The organism is Lactivibrio alcoholicus (genome assembly GCF_055390895.1).
On sequence record NZ_AP042471.1, the window covers coordinates 3,234,699 to 3,252,341 of the forward strand.

General features: G+C 56.5%; 15 protein-coding genes and 1 tRNA gene. 14 read left to right on the plus strand and 2 right to left on the minus strand.

Annotated elements, in window-relative coordinates; all coding sequences use genetic code 11:
- Window positions 1–14 precede the first annotated feature (14 nt).
- Window positions 15–1,061 carry a hypothetical protein gene (locus ACZ5IU_RS14960; RefSeq protein WP_464418731.1) on the minus strand — a complete coding sequence of 349 codons (1,047 nt, stop codon included), beginning with the start codon at window positions 1,059–1,061 and terminating at the stop codon, window positions 15–17.
- 14 nt (window positions 1,062–1,075) lie between these two features.
- Window positions 1,076–1,591: a Synerg-CTERM system glutamic-type intramembrane protease MrtS gene (gene mrtS / locus ACZ5IU_RS14965; protein ID WP_464418733.1), complete on the minus strand. Its 516-nt coding sequence runs from the start codon at window positions 1,589–1,591 to the stop codon at window positions 1,076–1,078.
- A 431-nt stretch (window positions 1,592–2,022) separates the two neighbouring features.
- Here mrtS and ACZ5IU_RS14970 point away from each other — a divergent pair.
- The 14 genes from ACZ5IU_RS14970 (at window position 2,023) to era (ending at window position 17,638) form a co-directional block, all read left to right on the plus strand.
- Window positions 2,023–2,098: transfer RNA gene (locus tag ACZ5IU_RS14970), tRNA-Gln, on the plus strand.
- 81 nt (window positions 2,099–2,179) lie between these two features.
- Window positions 2,180–3,580 carry a bifunctional UDP-N-acetylglucosamine diphosphorylase/glucosamine-1-phosphate N-acetyltransferase GlmU gene (gene glmU, locus ACZ5IU_RS14975; RefSeq protein ID WP_464418735.1) on the plus strand — a complete coding sequence of 467 codons (1,401 nt, stop codon included), beginning with the start codon at window positions 2,180–2,182 and terminating at the stop codon, window positions 3,578–3,580.
- A gap of 1 nt (window position 3,581) precedes the next feature.
- Window positions 3,582–4,550, plus strand: a complete 969-nt coding sequence (locus ACZ5IU_RS14980; RefSeq protein WP_464418737.1) for a ribose-phosphate diphosphokinase — start codon at window positions 3,582–3,584, stop codon at window positions 4,548–4,550.
- A gap of 36 nt (window positions 4,551–4,586) precedes the next feature.
- Window positions 4,587–5,261, plus strand: coding sequence for a 50S ribosomal protein L25 (locus ACZ5IU_RS14985; RefSeq protein ID WP_464418739.1), 675 nt, complete (start codon window positions 4,587–4,589; stop codon window positions 5,259–5,261).
- Between the two features lie 6 nt (window positions 5,262–5,267).
- Complete coding sequence (gene pth, locus ACZ5IU_RS14990) at window positions 5,268–5,840, plus strand: aminoacyl-tRNA hydrolase (RefSeq protein ID WP_464418741.1); 573 nt, start codon at window positions 5,268–5,270, stop codon at window positions 5,838–5,840.
- A gap of 104 nt (window positions 5,841–5,944) precedes the next feature.
- Window positions 5,945–9,085, plus strand: coding sequence for a DEAD/DEAH box helicase (locus ACZ5IU_RS14995; RefSeq protein WP_464418743.1), 3,141 nt, complete (start codon window positions 5,945–5,947; stop codon window positions 9,083–9,085).
- Window positions 9,086–9,089: 4 nt separating this feature from the next.
- Window positions 9,090–9,923, plus strand: a complete 834-nt coding sequence (gene mazG / locus ACZ5IU_RS15000) for a nucleoside triphosphate pyrophosphohydrolase (RefSeq protein ID WP_464418745.1) — start codon at window positions 9,090–9,092, stop codon at window positions 9,921–9,923.
- 38 nt (window positions 9,924–9,961) lie between these two features.
- Window positions 9,962–11,389: a pyruvate carboxylase subunit B gene (locus tag ACZ5IU_RS15005; protein WP_464418747.1), complete on the plus strand. Its 1,428-nt coding sequence runs from the start codon at window positions 9,962–9,964 to the stop codon at window positions 11,387–11,389.
- An 18-nt stretch (window positions 11,390–11,407) separates the two neighbouring features.
- Window positions 11,408–12,427, plus strand: a complete 1,020-nt coding sequence (locus tag ACZ5IU_RS15010; RefSeq protein ID WP_464418749.1) for a PhoH family protein — start codon at window positions 11,408–11,410, stop codon at window positions 12,425–12,427.
- Entirely contained in the window at window positions 12,390–14,432 is a 2,043-nt protein-coding gene (locus ACZ5IU_RS15015; protein ID WP_464418751.1) for an HD family phosphohydrolase, read from the plus strand. Before ACZ5IU_RS15010 ends, ACZ5IU_RS15015 begins: the two co-directional genes overlap by 38 nt.
- A 27-nt stretch (window positions 14,433–14,459) precedes the next feature.
- Window positions 14,460–15,005, plus strand: a complete 546-nt coding sequence (ybeY, locus tag ACZ5IU_RS15020) for an rRNA maturation RNase YbeY (protein ID WP_464418753.1) — start codon at window positions 14,460–14,462, stop codon at window positions 15,003–15,005.
- On the plus strand, window positions 15,002–16,279 hold the full coding sequence (locus ACZ5IU_RS15025; RefSeq protein WP_464418755.1) for a hemolysin family protein: 1,278 nt from the start codon (window positions 15,002–15,004) through the stop codon (window positions 16,277–16,279). The genes ybeY and ACZ5IU_RS15025 overlap by 4 nt, the downstream gene beginning before the upstream one ends.
- 5 nt (window positions 16,280–16,284) lie before the next feature.
- Window positions 16,285–16,734, plus strand: coding sequence for a cytidine deaminase (locus ACZ5IU_RS15030; RefSeq protein ID WP_464418757.1), 450 nt, complete (start codon window positions 16,285–16,287; stop codon window positions 16,732–16,734).
- Window positions 16,715–17,638 (plus strand): GTPase Era, encoded by a 924-nt coding sequence (era, locus tag ACZ5IU_RS15035; protein ID WP_464418759.1) that lies wholly within the window; start codon window positions 16,715–16,717, stop codon window positions 17,636–17,638. The genes ACZ5IU_RS15030 and era overlap by 20 nt, the downstream gene beginning before the upstream one ends.
- Window positions 17,639–17,643 lie beyond the last annotated feature (5 nt).

Here is a 17,643-nt window from a genome sequence, read left to right on the forward strand (position 1 = left end):
TTTCCCCCGTTGTTTTATTCGGGGGCCGGTTCGGGGAAATAGATTCTGAGGTGAGTCACGCGATTCAGCGCGGAGTCGTTTCTGCCTGTCGAATTCGGGAGTTTCCGCCAGCTTCCGCCGTCGATGCGGCAGAGGACGAGCGGACGGCGTCCGTACGTCCCGAGCAGGGTAGGGAGTCTGTCCGAAAGTTGAGCGCCCGGAATGAGGGAACCGAGGAAAAGTGGCGCGTGGCCTTCGAGTGACGTTCGAGACTCGGGTGCCACGATGAGCCATTGAGTCATATCCCACGCCGACACCATTTCGCTTGATTTCGAGTGCGTGAACGGCAGGATCTGGAATCCTCCGATGTCGCCCCGTAAAGAGGTACATACGTCGATGACTCCGGGGTGGTTCGCACGGATTCGACCTATTCCCTGGAATTGCGTCCCGCCGAATCGCCCGACGCCTGCAAGAGGACGCAGGACGCGCGCGATGATAGAAGGGCCTTTCGAGTCCCATGCGATGATGCGTCCGCCGGGGCGGTTCTCTATGTCCACAAGATACGGATGTTCAGCCTCAACGTATTCGATGACGATGATGTCACCCTTTGCGGGGACGGTTTCCGGACCAAGCGGCGCGACCCGTCCGGAAGCGCTGCGGATCGATACCCGCGATCCTGTCGGAGGGGCATATCCGCCGAAAAGGCCGGTTCCCGCAGGAGAACGTATGCTTACGAAGCTGCTTTCCCCCGCTGCGGGGGCTACGGTATGTTCAGGGAGAATGCTGATCGTCCTTCCTTTCCCCTGCTCTTTCGAGACGAGCAGATGGATTGCGTTCACCGCCGACGCGCAGACCGTGCCCGGAATCCCCCACTTCGTCGCCGTAAACGATGGCCATCTGCTGGATGTCGGAACGGCGGCGACGAGCCCCGCATCGAAGTGAGGGGCGCCGTCCGACAGTTCGACGAAAGCGTGCGCTCCCGGGGTACATGGTATGATCGCACGCTCGGGCAACGGTTCGGCGAAGCACGGGGAAAGGCCCAGGATCGCAAGCGCGAGCGCGAAAAACTGAGAAAATCTCATGTCACATCACCTCTTCAGGGTAAGGGGAAAAACCAGACCGACCATACGTTTCCGAGTGCGTGATATACGACTCCCGGAAGGACCGTTCCATGACGGAATCGGAGATATCCCATCACGAGCCCCGGGAAAAACGTCGCGAGACGAAGTGGTCCCGGGGTGACGAACATGTGCGAGGCGGCGAACACGAAGGAAACGAGCACGATGCTCAAAACCGGATTGAGAAAGCGGGAAACGAGTGTCTGGAGCCACCCGCGAAAAAAGGTCTCCTCGATAATAGCCGCTGCGATTCCTGAAGCCAGAAGTGATACAGTCTCCCTTGGCGGGAAAAAATGCGGAACATGCGCTCCTGGCCAGTGGATCGCGACCGGAGTCAATGGAATCAGCGTCAGGACGATAAGGAGAACTGACTCGCGAAGCGCGCGCGGGGAAGCGATCCAGAGAAGGCCGTAGTCTGAAAGGGGCTCTTTCCGGAAATAACACCACGCGTACGGAAAATACAAAAGGAACGCTGCGACCAGGATAGGGAGCACTACTCATGCTCCTCGTCCGTTTTGCCGGAAATCGTACATCTTTTGCCGATTGCGATAACGGATATGAAAAGGGGAAGGGGGATCAGCGGAACAAGCCCCATCCACCATCGGACGCGCAGAGCGAGAAAGACGCCGCTTGCCAGCAACGCAACGGCGAATAGCCCCAGAGCGGCGTGTGTCTTTAAAGAATCCGCCGCTCCGCGTCGTACGCGTAACGAGAAGGCGAACGATACAAGAAAAATTGATGCTATGGCAAAAAAACAGATCACGTCGCTGCGAATCGAGTCGAAGATATTCACGATCATCATCACCGCCAAGCATTTTACACCGTTTCCCGAAAGAGACGGAGGAAATCGTGTTTTCCCGAAAACGGGACTTTTCCACTTGATGTGGAGAATTCGCTTTGCTAGTATATTCATCGTCTTTGATGTTGGGGTGTCGCCAAGTTGGCAAGGCAACGGACTTTGGCTCCGTCATTCGCTGGTTCGAGTCCAGCCACCCCAGCCACTACCGAAGCGTAGCGGGGGACCGGGAACAGGCTCCCCCCTTTTTCGTGTTTTCGGATCCCCGAAAGGCGGATGATACTGCATGGAAGGTAGTATTGCCATAGGAGCCGTCGTCCTTGCGGCCGGAAAAGGCGTCCGGATGCGAAGCGAACGGCCCAAGACGATGCAGGAGATCCTCGGCGAACCTCTTCTTTTCTATAGCCTTTCAGCCGTCGCCTCGGCCGGTATCGGCGCTTCGGCCGTCGTCGTGGGGCACAAGGGAGCGCACATCTCCTCGTATGTAAACGACGCATTTCCCGATTCCGCGATCATCTGGCAGCATGAACAGCTCGGAACGGGACACGCGCTCCGGATAGCCCGGGAATGGTGGATTTCGTTCTCTCATGTTCTTGTGCTTCCAGGCGATGTCCCGATGATTTCGTCCCATTCCCTTTCCCTTTTGGTCGATCGCCACCTTTCGCGGAACGCAGCGTGTACGTTCATCAGCTTTTCAACCGGGAATCCTTTCGGATACGGCCGTGTCGTTCGCGACGGAACCTCTTGCCGGATTGTCGAGGAGAAGGACGCTGACGAGAACCAGAAACGGATCACCGAAGTCAACAGCGGCGTATATATTTTCAACGTGTCCGCACTTGATTCGGTTATCGGCCTTCTCTCAAACGAAAATGCCCAGGGAGAGTACTATCTGCCTGACATCATGAAACTCCTTTCGGACCGGGAACTGCGAGTGGAGGCCATTTTGACGGAATCCGAAACCGAGTTTGCCGGTATCAACTCAGCGAGGCAGCTTTCTGAAGTGGCATCGTATCTCAGAAGGAATATTGTCGAAAGATGGCTTGAGAATGGAGTCCGCTTCCATTCTCCCGAAACGGCGTTTATCGGCCCGAAGGTCACTATGGGCACCGATGTGGAAATTTCCCCGTTCGTCCAGATTTACGGCGACTCGGTTCTCGCTGACGGGGTTCACGTCGGAAGCGGAACGGTCATTCGCGGTTCCGTCCTTGAAAATGGGGCGACGATTTTCGATCATGTCGTTCTTGAAAAGTGCCATATCTCGTCGCGGGCGAAGATAGGGCCCTTCGCATATCTCCGCGACGGCACACGCGTCGCGAGTGACGCGTATGTCGGCAAATTCGTCGAGATGAAGAAGAGCTTCGTGGGCGAGCGCTCGAAAGTGCCTCATCTGTCGTACATCGGGGATGCTCAGATCGGTGAGGACACGAATGTCGGCGCCGGCACCATTACGTGCAATTACGACGGGGTGAGGAAGAACCCGACGAAGATCGGAAATCGTTGTTTTATCGGAAGCGACACGATGCTCGTTGCTCCCGTCGAGCTTGGAGACGATGCGTTTACGGGCGCGGGGTCCGTGATAACGCAGAATGTCCCGGAGGGAGATCTTGCGGTCGCGCGCGCGAGACAGAGAAACATATCCGGGTGGGGCAAAAAAAAGAATTCGCGCACAATTGAAGGAGGAGACTGATATGGGGTCCGGTTCCAGAGAGTTAAAAATCTTTTCGGGGACAGCTCATCCCGAGTTTGCGAAAAGAATTTGCGGCGAACTCGGAACGGGGTTGGCCTCTGCGAAGCATTTCCGATTCTCTGATGGCGAAATCGGACTTTCCATAGAGGAGAGCGTGCGGGGAGCAGATGTATTTGTCGTGCAGCCGCTCTGTAATCCGGTCAACGAGAACATTGTTGAGCTTCTCATCATGCTCGACGCGCTTCAGAGAGCATCTGCATACCGGATCAATGTCGTCATCCCGTATTTCGGATATGCGAGGCAGGACCGGAAGACGAAAGCGCGCGATCCAATCTCCGCGAAGCTTATAGCGAATCTCATTTCATGGAGCGGGGCCAACAGGGTCATATCGGCGGATCTTCATGCAGGACAGATACAGGGCTTTTTCGACATTCCCGTTGACCATCTGACGGGAGTTCCTCTTCTTGCGACATACTTCAAGGAGAATCTGTACGACGATCTCAAGGAGAACGGTGTCGTCGTCGTCGCGCCGGACGTCGGCGGCGTCGTTCGCGCACGGCGGTTTGCCGTGTTCCTGAACGCGGACCTCGCCATCGTCGACAAGAGACGATCGCATGAGGTCGCGAACTTGTGTGAAGTGATGGATATCATCGGAGATGTCCGGGGAAAGGTGGCAGTTCTGGTCGACGATATCGTCGATACCGCGGGGACGCTGTGCAACGCCGCGGAAGGACTGAAGGATCGCGGTGCGAAGAGCGTGTACGCGTGTTCGACCCATCCGGTGCTTTCGGGACCCGCGGTCGAAAGACTGAAAGCCTCCGAGATAGACGAATTGATCGTAACCGATACGATTCCCTTGTCTGAGACGAAAAAATTAGATAAAATAGTCCAATTGTCTATCGCACCTCTTTTCGCGGAAGCTATTCTTAGAGTTCACAGCGACAGGTCCGTAAGCAGTCTCTTCGATTGAGATTGCATTCAATGAATCGCAAGGAGGAAAAAATACATGTCGAATATCTCAACTATCTGTGTGGAAGAACGCAAAGAAAAGGGGAAAAGTGCACGAATAGCAATGAGGGCAGCCGGGTACGTTCCAGGAGTCGTCTATGGCCCTGGGATCGGCGAGACTATTCCGGTCAAGATCAAAAGTGCAACGATCGCTCCGTACGCGAATTCCGCGCATCGGGAGACGATGCGCCTCAATGTCGAACTCCCCGGGGGGCGGAAGGAACTGTGCCTTATGCGGGAAGTTCAGCGGGACTGCCTGAACGGAAAACTCCTGCATGTCGACTTTATGCAGCTCATGAGCGACCGGAAGATCATGGTCAACGTTCCCGTGGAAATCGTTGGAAGAGAGAACTGCGTCGGACTGAAGCAGGGTGGAGTTATAGACCAGCTTCTTCATGACATCGAGATGGATGTCTTCCCGGCCGAAATCCCCGATTCGATCGTCATCGACGTTTCGAACCTCGAACTTGAAAAGAGCGTCCACGTGCGGGATCTTTCGTTCCCGCCCAGTGCGGAGCTGAAGATGCATTCGGACGAAATCGTCGTTACGGTCATCACGCCGAGGGCGGCGGTCGAGGAAGAGGCGGCTGAGGCACTCGGAGAGGAACAGAAGGAAGTCGAAGTTCTGGCCAAGGGCAAAGCGAAGTCGGAGTCCGAAGAGGAATCCGAGTAATACGGAGTGAGAATCCTTGCCGGGCTTGGCAATCCCGGATATGAATATGCCCTGACCCGTCACAATGTCGGATGGATGGTGATCGACCAGATCGTCGACGATCTTCGCGCCGGAACTCCGAGAGAGTCGTTTTCTTCTCTCTCGTGGGGACCGTTGATCTCCGAAGGAATACGGACGCTGCTTCTCAAACCGCTGACATTCATGAATCTCAGCGGAAAAGCGGTTGCCGAAGCGGCGCGGTATTATGCGGTCCCACCGGAGGATATTCTGATTATATGCGATGACATAGCGCTTCCGTTCGGGGCGTTGCGGCTTCGCAGGAAGGGTTCTTCCGGAGGGCAGAAGGGACTCGAGTCGGTTCTGGGAGCCTTTCGGACGCTCGATATCCCGCGTCTGCGAGTCGGAGTGGGGGCTCAACCGGAAGGAAGAGACAGAGCCGCATGGGTTCTCGGCGTGTTCGGCCGTAACGAGCGCGAGATATTGCCGGATGTCATCCGGCGGGCCGCGGACGGATGCCTCTCCTGGATGCGAATGGACATACAGAAAGCTATGTCCGTCGTGAACGCTCCGACCTCATGATACCAATACCTCCGACGAATATCGGGATGGCTCGATGCATCAAAGTGGCGGTCTCTGCGACCGCCACTTTTGACTTAAGATAAGGATTGCCCGAGGAGAAGCGAATGACCGGATCTGTCGACTGTTCCTCGTTGCGCGACGTGCGTCCCGGAGAATGGGAGCGGGGGGCCACGTACTACATTACCTCCGACGGAAGTGCGCGGGCGTGGATTTTCCGAGGTCTTGAGGGACATACACTCGTTCTATTGCCCGATACGCGGCAGGTCGATGAGTTTTCGACGAACCTGGCGGGTATTTTCGGCAAAACGCCATACGTTCTTTCGGAACTTCCGCTTGACGTCCAGTCGATGCAGAACAAAGCCCTCAGCGTCTTCAGGGGGGAAGAATTCCGGAAATGGCTCGATTCCGGAGGTATTCTGGCAGCGACTCCGGGTGCGCTTCTCGCGCCGCTCCTCTTCGGCGGCGGCGAACTGGAATTGTCCGGGAAGATGGCGTCCGGCAGGACGACTCTTCTCAACTGGCTTGAAGAACGGGGATTCGAGAGAGTCGACCTCGTGTGGGCGCCGGGGCAATACGCTCCCAGGGGTGCGATCGTCGACCTTTTCGATCCGGGGTATGCTATGCCCCTGCGTTTTGAATTTTTCGACGAAGCCATAGAATCCATCCGCTCCTTTCATCCCGATTCACAAAAGAGTGTCGCGACGCTCGAGTCCGTCGTCATACATGGTCTTGATGCCGAGCGTCAGGTTCAGGTCGCGAGCATTCTGCCGCAGGAGTGTCGTGTCGTGCTCTTCGAGGCAGGCATGATCGAAAATCAGGCCGAGCGCTATCGCTGGCTGTGGGAGGATATCCGCGATCCGGGACGGATGCCGTCTCTCCCGGATTGGAATTCGGTTCTGATCCGTCTTGCCGAGCTTCCCCGCGTTCGTGTGACGCAAAAGGTCGAAATCGCTGACGGTCGCTTCACGGCGGAACGTGTTCCCGTCTTCCGCGGGGATCTCAGAAAAGCAATGTGGACGATCAGGGCGTGGAAGGATCAGGGGTACGACATAACTCTCGTTACGTCCTCGCCTTCGCTCTTTCGGACCGGCGAATCTCACGATGCCCCGTTCGTCGTGAGCCGGGGAACGCTTACGGATGGATTTCTCGATCCTGCCGCGTTGCATGTCCGGCTTTCCGACAAGGAACTTACGGGACATTCCGAGACGAGAGGAAGCGGAACGTGGACAAAGCAGCCCGAGGAATGGAAGGACTCCCTTTCACCGGGACAGCTCGTTGTCCACGAAGATTACGGAGTCGCCGTATTCCGGGGAACCGAGACGATTTCGACATCGGGAGAAAGTATGGATGCGATCGTTCTCGAATTCGCCGGCGGAGAACGCCTTCTCGTTCCGTTCATGCAGATGTTTTCCGTTACGCCGATGCAGATTCACGAGGACGAGGAGATCGCGCTCGATTCATTGCGCGGAGTACGATGGAAAAGAAACCTCCAGAAGACGAAAGAGCGCGCACAACGGGAAGCGAGGGAACTGCTGACGCTTTATGCCCAGCGGGAACTCTGCCGGGGAGAGTCGTTTCCAGCCCCTACGGAACTCTACCGGACCTTTGTCGATGCGTTTCCGTACATCGAGACAAAGGATCAGCTCCGTGCCATAGAAGACGTTCTGGCGGATCTCGAGAGGTCGATTCCGATGGACCGTCTCGTCGTCGGCGATGTCGGCTTCGGAAAAACGGAGGTCGCCATGCGCGCCGCATTCCGCGCGGTCGAAGCTGGAATGCAGGTTGCCGTGCTCGTTCCGACGACGATACTGGCGCAACAGCATCACGCCTCGTTCCAGACACGGATGGCCGGATTCCCTGTCAGAATCGCGTCGCTGTCGAGGTTTGTCCCGATTTCGCGGCAGAGAACCATTATCGAAGCCGTCGGACGGGGAGAAGTCGACATCCTCATCGGGACACAGCGCCTGCTTCAGAAAGACGTTTCTTTCCGGAATCTCGGTCTTCTCGTCATCGACGAGGAACACCGTTTCGGCGTCATGCATAAGGAACGTCTCAAACACGCGCGAAAGGACATCAACGTTCTGACGTTGAGCGCGACGCCGATACCGAGGACGCTCTCGATGTCGCTTCGCGGAATCCGCGACATATCGACGATCAGCACGCCTCCGTACAGAAGACGTCCCGTTCTGACCGTCGCGGCTCCGTGGAAAAGTGATACGATGGTCCGGGCGGTGCGGCGGGAACTGAACAGGGGCGGGCAAATCTTTTACGTCGTGAACAGGATATCCCGAATCGAAGAGAAGCGGCGGTACCTCGAAGGCATCTTCCCGGAAGTGAAACTCGCCGTCGCGCACGGGCAGCTTCCCGAACGGGAACTGGAGCGGATCATGTCCGACTTCGGCAACGGCGTTTACGACATTCTTTTATGTACGACGATCATCGAAAGCGGGCTCGATATCCCGCGCGCGAATACGCTCATCATCGATGACGCACAGGAACTCGGACTGGCTCAGATGTATCAGCTCCGAGGAAGAGTGGGCAGACGGGAGCAGGAAGCATACGCGTACTTTTTCTATCCGGAGGAGGCGTTGCTCCGACGGGAAACCGCCGAACGACTCGAAGCGATCGCCAGCTTTTCGGAGGTCGGCGCGGGATACGGGCTGGCACGACAGGACCTTGAGATACGGGGGGGTGGGGATCTTCTCGGCTCGTCGCAGCACGGGAAGAGCGATCGGTCGGGCTTCCAGTTCTATCTCAAGACGCTGGAGAGTGAGATTGCGCGCCTCCGCGGAGAGGACCGGACGTTCGTACGGGTCGAAACCGATATCCCGGCGAGCATCCCAGTTTCCTACATTCCGCAGGAAAGTGTCAGGATTACGCTGTACCGAAGGTTTCTCCGGGGAGGTACGCCGCAGGAGTTCACGGATCTTCTCGCGGAAGTTCTCGATCGATTCGGTCCGATCCCCGAAGAATTGAAGACCTTATGGGGCATTACACTGGTTCGGAACTCCGGAGCCCTGGCAGGAATCGATACTCTCCGGACGACGAAAAAAGAAACTCTTCTGACCGGGAAAGCCGAATCGCTTTTTTCGGTTCTCCGGAAAAAGCGACGCTGGATCGTTCTCGATGGAAAGGCGGTCGGGCCAGGGGGAGCCATCGCGGTCGACGATGTTGCGGATGCCATAATGCGTTCTTGTGAAGCCTTCGAATCGAAAGACCCGGAGAGTCATGCGATTGGAGAATGATGTCGTGAACAGCGAACTGTATGGAGAATCGTTCGACAGGGTATTTCAGATCATGCGGCGGCTTCGTGCGCCGGGCGGGTGTCCCTGGGACAGGAAGCAGACCCTTGAAAGCCTGCGGGCGTATATCGCTGAAGAGGCCTACGAACTGATCGAGGCGATCGGAACGGAGGACGGAAGGAAGATCTGCGAAGAAGCGGGGGATCTTCTCCTTCAGGTTGTTTTTATCGCCTGTATTGCGGAGGAGACCGGAGCGTTCAGGATGGAGGACATCCTCGATGCGCTCAGTTCGAAACTGATACGTCGTCACCCTCACGTGTTTGCCGCTAATGACGGAAGCGACGGCAGAAAGATTGAAACGAGCGAAGACGTTCTGATCGCATGGGAGCAGATCAAAGCGGAGGAAAAGAAGGAACGCGACACGGACACGTCCGTGCTCGCCGGCGTTCCCTCAAGCCTCCCCCCACTGGCGAAGGCTTTTCGGATACAATCAAAGGCGGCTCATGTCGGTTTCGACTGGCCGCGGGGAGAACTCTCTCCCGTTTTCGGAAAAGTGCGGGAGGAGCTCGACGAAATCGGAGACGCGATCTCGGAAAACAATGGAGCGCTGATTGAGGATGAGGTCGGAGACCTCCTCTTCGCTGTCGTCAATCTCGCACGCCATCTCGACATCAATCCGGAATCGGCATTGCAGCGCGCGAACACCAAATTCTCCGAGCGTTTCCGCATGGTCGAGGGGTTCGTCGCCGAATCCGGGGAACCATGGGAAGGACATAGTCTCGAAAGTCTGGATTCTCTCTGGGAGCGAGCGAAAAAGGAAAGAGAGGAACGAAAGGCATGAAAAAACCGGTCGGAAAAAAAGAAACGGAGGGTGAGGAAATGCAGGAAGCAGGAAATAGCGTGAATCCCGTGGCGGAGAGAAAGATCGGAATCACCGAGACTGTGCTTCGTGATGCGCACCAGTCCCGGATGGCGACGCGGATGCGACTTGAGGAGATGCTCCCCGTTGCGGAAATGATGGACGATATCGGGTATCATTCTCTTGAGGTCTGGGGAGGGGCCACCTTCGACACGTGCATGCGTTTTCTCGACGAGGATCCGTGGGAACGTCTCCGGACGATCAGAAAGTACTTCCCGAAGACGAAGCTCCAGATGCTCCTTCGCGGCCAGAATGTCGTCGGATACAGGAACTACGCGGACGATACCGTTCGCGAGTTCGTGAAACGCGCTGTCGGAAACGGTCTCGACATAATCCGGATTTTCGACGCGCTCAATGATCTTCGGAACCTTGAAGTCGCGGCGGATCAGGTGAAAAAGGAAGGAGCACACCTCCAGCTTTCCATTTCATACACGCTGTCGCCGGTGCATACGCTCGAAAAGTTCGCGAAACTCGCTGCGGATATGAAATCCATGGGCGCCGATTCCATTTGCATCAAGGATATGGCGGGCCTCATCAGCCCCATCGACGCGGCCGCTCTCGTCCGCGCGATCAAGGAAAAGACGGGACTTCCGGTCCAGGTGCACACTCATTATACGAGCGGAATGGGGTCCATGGCCTACTTCGCGGCGATCGAGGCCGGTGCCGACGTTGTCGACTGCGCAATTTCGCCGTTCTCGATGGGAACGAGCCAGCCGCCGACAGAGTCGATGGTCGCCGCTCTCGAACGCTCTCCTTTTGACACGGGGCTCCCGCTCGCGAAGCTGGTCCCGATTGCGGAACATTTTCGGAAGGTGCGGGAAAAGCATGCGGACATCTTCGTCCAGCTTGCAGGGGTCGATGTCAATGTCCTCGTCTACCAGATTCCCGGGGGAATGTACTCGAACCTGGTCAGTCAACTCAAGGAACAGAATGCTCTCGGCAAGCTCGACGCCGTTCTCAAGGAAGTCCCGATTGTCCGAAAGGAGATGGGATATCCGCCGCTCGTGACGCCGACAAGCCAGATCGTCGGGACGCAGGCGACCCTCAACGTGCTCGTCGGGGAACGCTGGAAAATTATTCCGAAGGAAGTCAGGAACTACTTCCTTGGATTCTACGGGAAGCCTCCGGCAGATGTCGACCCGGCCATAGAGAAGAAAGTCATCGGAAACGAGGAAAAGATCACGTGTCGCCCTGGTGAGAAGATCGCACCGGAACTCGAGGAGGCGAAGAAGACGATCGAGCCGTGGATTGTCCAACCTGAAGATGTCCTCAGCTACGTTCTTTTCCCTGCAATCGCGAAAGACTTTCTCATGAAAAAGTACGCACAGGCCACGAAAAGAGATATCGGACTTCAGCCGTTGTCCGATGAAACGGCGTATCCCGTCTAGGTGAGAGAAGAAACGATAATGGACAACGAGCAGCAACCTTCTTCCACCGCTCCGGCTGCGGAATCCTCCTGCCCGGCGACCCTCGTCTTCTCCGATGAGGAGACGATGTCGCGGTTGGCGGGAAACAACGACGAAAATCTGCGGCTCGTGGAACAGCGTTTCCCCATCCGTCTCGTCGTGAGAGGAAACAGGATTCGCGTGTGCGGCGAAGACAAGGCTGGAATCGATATGACGACTGCCCTGCTCGAGCAATTGCACAAGATTGCCCGCAAGGGGCACAGGATTCATCCGGCCGATGTCAGATACGCCATTGAGATGTTCGCACAAAACGGAACGGTGGATCTCGCCCCGATTTACACGGACGTCATCTGTACCACCGCCCGGGGCAAACCAGTGCGCCCGAAGACGACGGGGCAGAAGGAATATGTCGACGCCATGAGAAAAAACGACATTGTCTTCGGCATTGGTCCCGCCGGTACCGGGAAGACATACCTCGCCGTATGTCAGGCGGTATCCCTGCTGAAGTCCTCGGCCATCAGCAGGATCGTTCTCGTTCGTCCGGCGGTCGAGGCTGGCGAGAGCCTCGGCTTCCTCCCGGGAGACCTTCGGGAGAAGGTCGAACCATACCTCAGACCGCTTTACGACGCGTTCTACGATCTCTTTTCTCCGGAGCGTTTCCTGCGATACGTGGAAAAGAACGTCATCGAGATCGCGCCGCTCGCCTACATGCGCGGCAGAACACTTAACGACAGTTTCATCATACTCGATGAGGCGCAGAATACGACTCCGGAGCAGATGAAAATGTTCCTGACGCGACTTGGCTTCGGCTCGAAAGCGGTCGTAACGGGCGATATCACGCAGGTCGACCTCCCTTCGGGGAAGGTTTCAGGCCTCAGGCAGATACGACCGATTCTTGAGGGGATCGAGGGGATTTCCTTCAACTATCTTTCGCACAGCGACATCGTCCGACACGAAATTGTCCAAAAGGTTGTGCAAGCATATGAGCGATACGAAAAGAGAATCGCCGAAGAAAAATAGAACGCGGGACGTCGCCGGCTCTTTCCTGAGAGGCGGGACGGCGTCGCGTACGCTCTCGTCGCTTCTCGTGCTGATTCTCTGCGCCGTCATGATCGTGACCGTCAAGTGGATGCTCGACGGCCGCGTCTCGGGGTTTGTCGAAAACCAGCGTGCGACACGAACCTATTTCGCGCTGTTCCCGATGCGTTTCACGGACGAGGAAGGCATGGATCTTCTCAGACAGCGCGTCGGGCAGACAATAGCCGGCGTTGTCGTTCGTGACGGCGCGAAGGCCGATCAGGTCCGCCTTCGACTGGAAGCGCTCCATGAAGGTGACGTCGTTCTCGCCGGTGTCCCCGAGCAGCTCCAGAAGCTCCTTCTCGGCATACCGGCGCAAAAACGCCAGCAGCTCATCAACATCGCCGTCCGGATCGGAACGAACGTTCTCAACAATGAGGCTGTTTCGGCGGATGTTTTCGTCCCGATACAGGAAAGGGCGTGGAGGGAAATCTCCCATTTCGACCTTCCTGTCGAAGACAGCAACGTCGTGTATCAGCTCCTCGAGAATACGATCCAGGACACGAGCGCCGTTGACGACGAACTAACGGGTATTCTCCGGAGGGATGTCACGAAAACTCTTCGTCCCGTCGAGCGGAATATGAACACGGGCGATATTATCGTGGATTCCGGCCAGATGGTTACTCCGCAGATTGCACGAATTCTTCGGGCGCAGGGGTACGCTGAAAGCCGATATCCCTGGAAGCAAATCGTCATCGTCGTATTGTTGCTCTTCTTCTGGCCGTTCTGGGTATCGCTCCAGCAGCAGAAACGAGAGTTCGCGGCACAGGAGGAGCAGCTGCTTCCCTTCATCGTGAGTATTTATGTGCTCAACTGGGTGATCGAATATATCTCCGGTTTCTTTTTCGTCGAGGGAATGGGACTCCTCGTCGTGACCGGGCTCGCGTTTTCCGTCCTTCGTGGAGGGCTTGCTTCGCAGGTCGTCCTGTCGTCTTCGCTTCTCAGCGCCGTAGTCGTTTACGGCTTCTCGACACCGAACATCGTCCTGCTCGTCTTCATGGGATGCGTCAGCACCTCGGCCGCGATCGTCACATTTCGGGACATTCAGTCGAGAAGCCATCTCTGGAGGCAGCTGTTCCTGCTCGGCGTATCGCAGGCGATGACGGCGGTTCTCCTCCGATGGGGATTCGGACTGCCGCTTTCCGGCAAAACCATGGTTTCATACGCGGCCGCGAGTGCCGTGTGGAGTACGCTCATCATCGCCCTGTTGCCTCTGCTCGAAGTTCTTTTCGACGTGCTTTCCCCGCTTCGGCTTGTCGAACTGAGTCATCCGTCGAACCCGCTTCTCAAGAGCCTACAGATCGAGGCTCCCGGAACGTATCACCACAGCATCATGGTCGGAACGCTTGCGGAAATTGCCGCGGACCGTCTCGGAATGAACGCGAACCTCATCAAGGCTGGAGCGTATTACCACGACATCGGAAAGATCCGCCGCCCACAGTTTTTCGTCGAGAACCAGCTTTCCGACGAAAATGTCCACGATGGCCTCGCGCCGTCGCTTTCGGCCCTCGTGATCATCGCCCATGTCCGCGAGGGGCTCGAACTGGCGAAGATTCACCGCCTGCCGACGACGATCAGACATTTCATAGCGGAGCATCACGGGACGACGTGCCTGTCGTATTTCTTCAGGAAGTCGAAAGCCAAGGGCGAAAATCTGCCGAGAGAACAGTTCTGTTACCCCGGGCCCCGTCCGACATCCCGCGAAACAGCCCTCCTGATGCTCGCGGATTCCGTCGAAGCGGCGGTTCGGGCCGAAGTGAAGAACATATCCGGCGTACAGGATCTCAATAAGATCGTATCCGAGGTTATCTCAACGAAGATGTCCGACGGGCAGCTCGACGATGTGGACTTTACATTGCATGATTTGTCAACTATAAAAGAAGCGCTGCTTTCAACGTTGCAATCCATGTATCATACGAGAAAGGTTCGCGAGATCAGGCCGGCATGAAACTCACCGGCAAGGAGGGGTACATTTTTGAAGGTAACGGTCAGTGTGGAAGGAATCGACGGCGACCCGTCGGGAGAAAGTATCAGGGCGGTTTCGGCCGCCGTTGAAAGTGGTTTTTTCGCTTCCGTTCTCGAAGAGGTCTGTCCCTCCCTGAAAACATTCGAATCGGCGGATGTATCGGTCGCTTTCGTCTCGTCCGATTCCATGAAATCTCTCAATCTGGAGTACCGCGAACTGGATGAACCAACCGACGTGCTTTCCTTTCCGCTCTGGGAAGAAGAGGGGGCGTTTGTGCCTTCCTGGTCGGGACCGGATATTCCGTTGGGCGATGTCGTCATATGCGAACAGATCGTACGGAACGCCGCGGAAGAACAGGGAATTCCGTTTTTCGAAGCGATGTGTCTCATCTTTTCGCATGGGGTGTTGCATCTCGTCGGATTCGATCATTCCACCGAAGATGAAACACGGACGATGTTCGCGCTTCAGGACAGGATGCGCGACGGACTGATCGCCTGTTCCCGCGATATTTCCGGGAACAGTGAGGAATGCCCGGACGAGACCGGAAAACAATGAACGACGTGGAAACCATTTATATCTTCAGAACTATTTTAGTTCTTTTTGCGCTTCTCCTCCTCTCGGCTCTTTTCAGCGCGTCGGAAACAGCCATAACGTCCTCTGGGAAGGGAAAAATCCTCGCGTTGGAGGAACGACATCCCTTCTCGCGATTCTTTCTGTCGTGGTTGCTTGCGGACATCCAGCGGGCGCTCACGATCACGCTCATATCGAACAACCTCGTCAATATCGCCGCGAGTGCCGTGGCGACGTCGCTCGCGATCGTGATCGCGGGCGAAAAAGGCGTCTGGATCGCGGTCGTGGTCATGACGTTCGTCATAGTCCTCTTCGGCGAAATCCTCCCGAAGACGTTCGCCATCGTCCGTTCCGAATCGACGCTGCTTTATACGCTCCCCGTCATCAGGCTCGTGGGATATATCCTGGCTCCATTCATCTGGGTCATGCTGCGCATTGTCCGTCTCATCGGCCTCATTCTGAGAATCGACCTCAAAAATCAGCATACATTCGTCACGCGCGAAGAGATCGAACAGATGGTCACTATCGGAGAGGCGTCAGGGGTCTTCGAGGAAGTCGAAAGAAAGATGATCCATGGGGTCATCTCGTTCGAGGAAACGCGTGTATATGAAATCATGGTTCCGAGGACCGACATGGATGCCATCGCGTTGGAAGCGACCGTAAGCGACGCCGTGGCGCTTTTTGAAAAACACGGACATTCCAGAGTCCCCGTGTACCGCGACAATCTCGACGATATAGCCGGCATCCTTTACTTCAAGGACATGATTCCGCCGCTGCACGAGGGGCGTACCGATATGCCGATCGAAAGCATCATAAGGGACGCGCTCTTCGTCCCAGATACGATGAAGATCGTCGAACTGTTCAATATCATGCGGGGCAAACATACGCATATGGCGATCGTTGTCGACGAATACGGTGGTGTCGCCGGCATCGTTTCCCTTGAAGATCTTCTCGAGGAAATCGTCGGAGAGATTCAGGACGAATACGATTCGGAGAAACCCGCACTCGTCAGGGAAGCGACCGGAACATACCTTGTCCGAGGGCATGTCGGACTTGAGGATCTGAGCGACATGCTGTCCGATACCTTTGAGTCCGAGGATGCGGAAAGCATCGGCGGTCTCGTGCTTTCAATCTCGGGCGATTTCCCGGCGAAGGGGGAAAAAGTCCGTTACGGCCACTGGACGATAGAGGTTCTCGAAGTGGAAGATCACAGAATTATGCTCCTCCGTCTCATCAGGGACGGAAGCGGGGAGGAGTGATCTCTGTGCGAAGTTCCATCGACGAACTCTGGCCCGCTTGTGCCACTCTCGCCCCCGAAGCTCTTTTCAAACTTGCGCGTGAAGCGAAGAGCAGGGCGTACGCACCGTATTCAGGCTTTCACGTCGGAGCCGCGTGCCTTTCCGAAAACAACGAAATCGCGCTCGGGTGCAACGTGGAAAACGGATCGTTCGGTCTGTCGATGTGTGCGGAACGTTCGGCTCTGGCGGCTTCTCGTGTCCTCGGACATGTGAAAACCCTGGCGATCGCGGTTGCGGGCGACGCGGACGGCCCCTGTTTCCCCTGCGGAGCCTGCCGGCAGGTGATCTTCGAGCGGAATCCGGATATGCGCGTCGTTGTTTCGACCTGGAACGGAGTGGAGATTCATCGAATCGCCGATCTTTTGCCGTTCGCCTTCGATCTTCCCGGGAGAAGACATGACGACGGGCCGTTCTAGGATCTTCCGGAGCGGTGTCGTCGCTCTCGCGGGGAAGCCCAACGTCGGGAAATCCTCGCTTCTCAACGCGCTTCTGGACTATAAACTGGCGATTGTCTCGGAGAAGCCGCAGACCACGCGGACGAGCATCCGCGGTGTTCTCAACAGACGGGGACTTCAGGTTATATTCTGCGATACCCCGGGATTGCATCTTCCGAAACACGCGCTCGGCCGCGCCATCGTATCGAACGCGGAGATCGCGCTTGCCGCGTGCGATGTGATCTGTCTCGTGACGGATGCGACAGACACTTCTCTCGGCCCCGAGGACCGTGAAGTCGTCGCAAAGGTTCTGAAAGCGGGACGTCCCGTTCTTCTCGTCGTCAACAAGACGGATCTCATGAACGGCGAGACCGCCGCGGTCCGTCTTGCCTCCCTCTATCGCGACGCCGGGATAACGGGAGGGGTCGTGTCCGTTTCGGCCAAGAGAAAGACGAAACTCGACGCGCTTATTGACGCGATCGCCTGCCGCCTTGGCGAATCCTCTCCGATCTACGACGAAGATGTCCTCACGGATAAACCCGAACGTTTTCTCGCGTCCGAGATGATTCGTGAGAAAGTCCTGAAACTCACGGAGGACGAAGTGCCTCACAGTGTCGCTGTGGATATCGAAGACTACAAGAGCCCCGATGAATATCCGGAAAGAGACGTACTCTACATAAGAGCGGCTCTTCTGGTCGAGCGTCCGGGGCAGAAGGGGATCCTTCTCGGAGAAAAGGGGAACAGGATTCGCGAGATCGGGCGACAGGCCCGTAAGGATATCGAATCGATGACGGGGCACAAGGTGTATCTCGAGCTTTGGGTCAAGGTCCGTCCGAAGTGGAGACAGTCCGAAGAAGCTGTTCGCCGGTTGGGCTTGAAAGAGTGATGGCG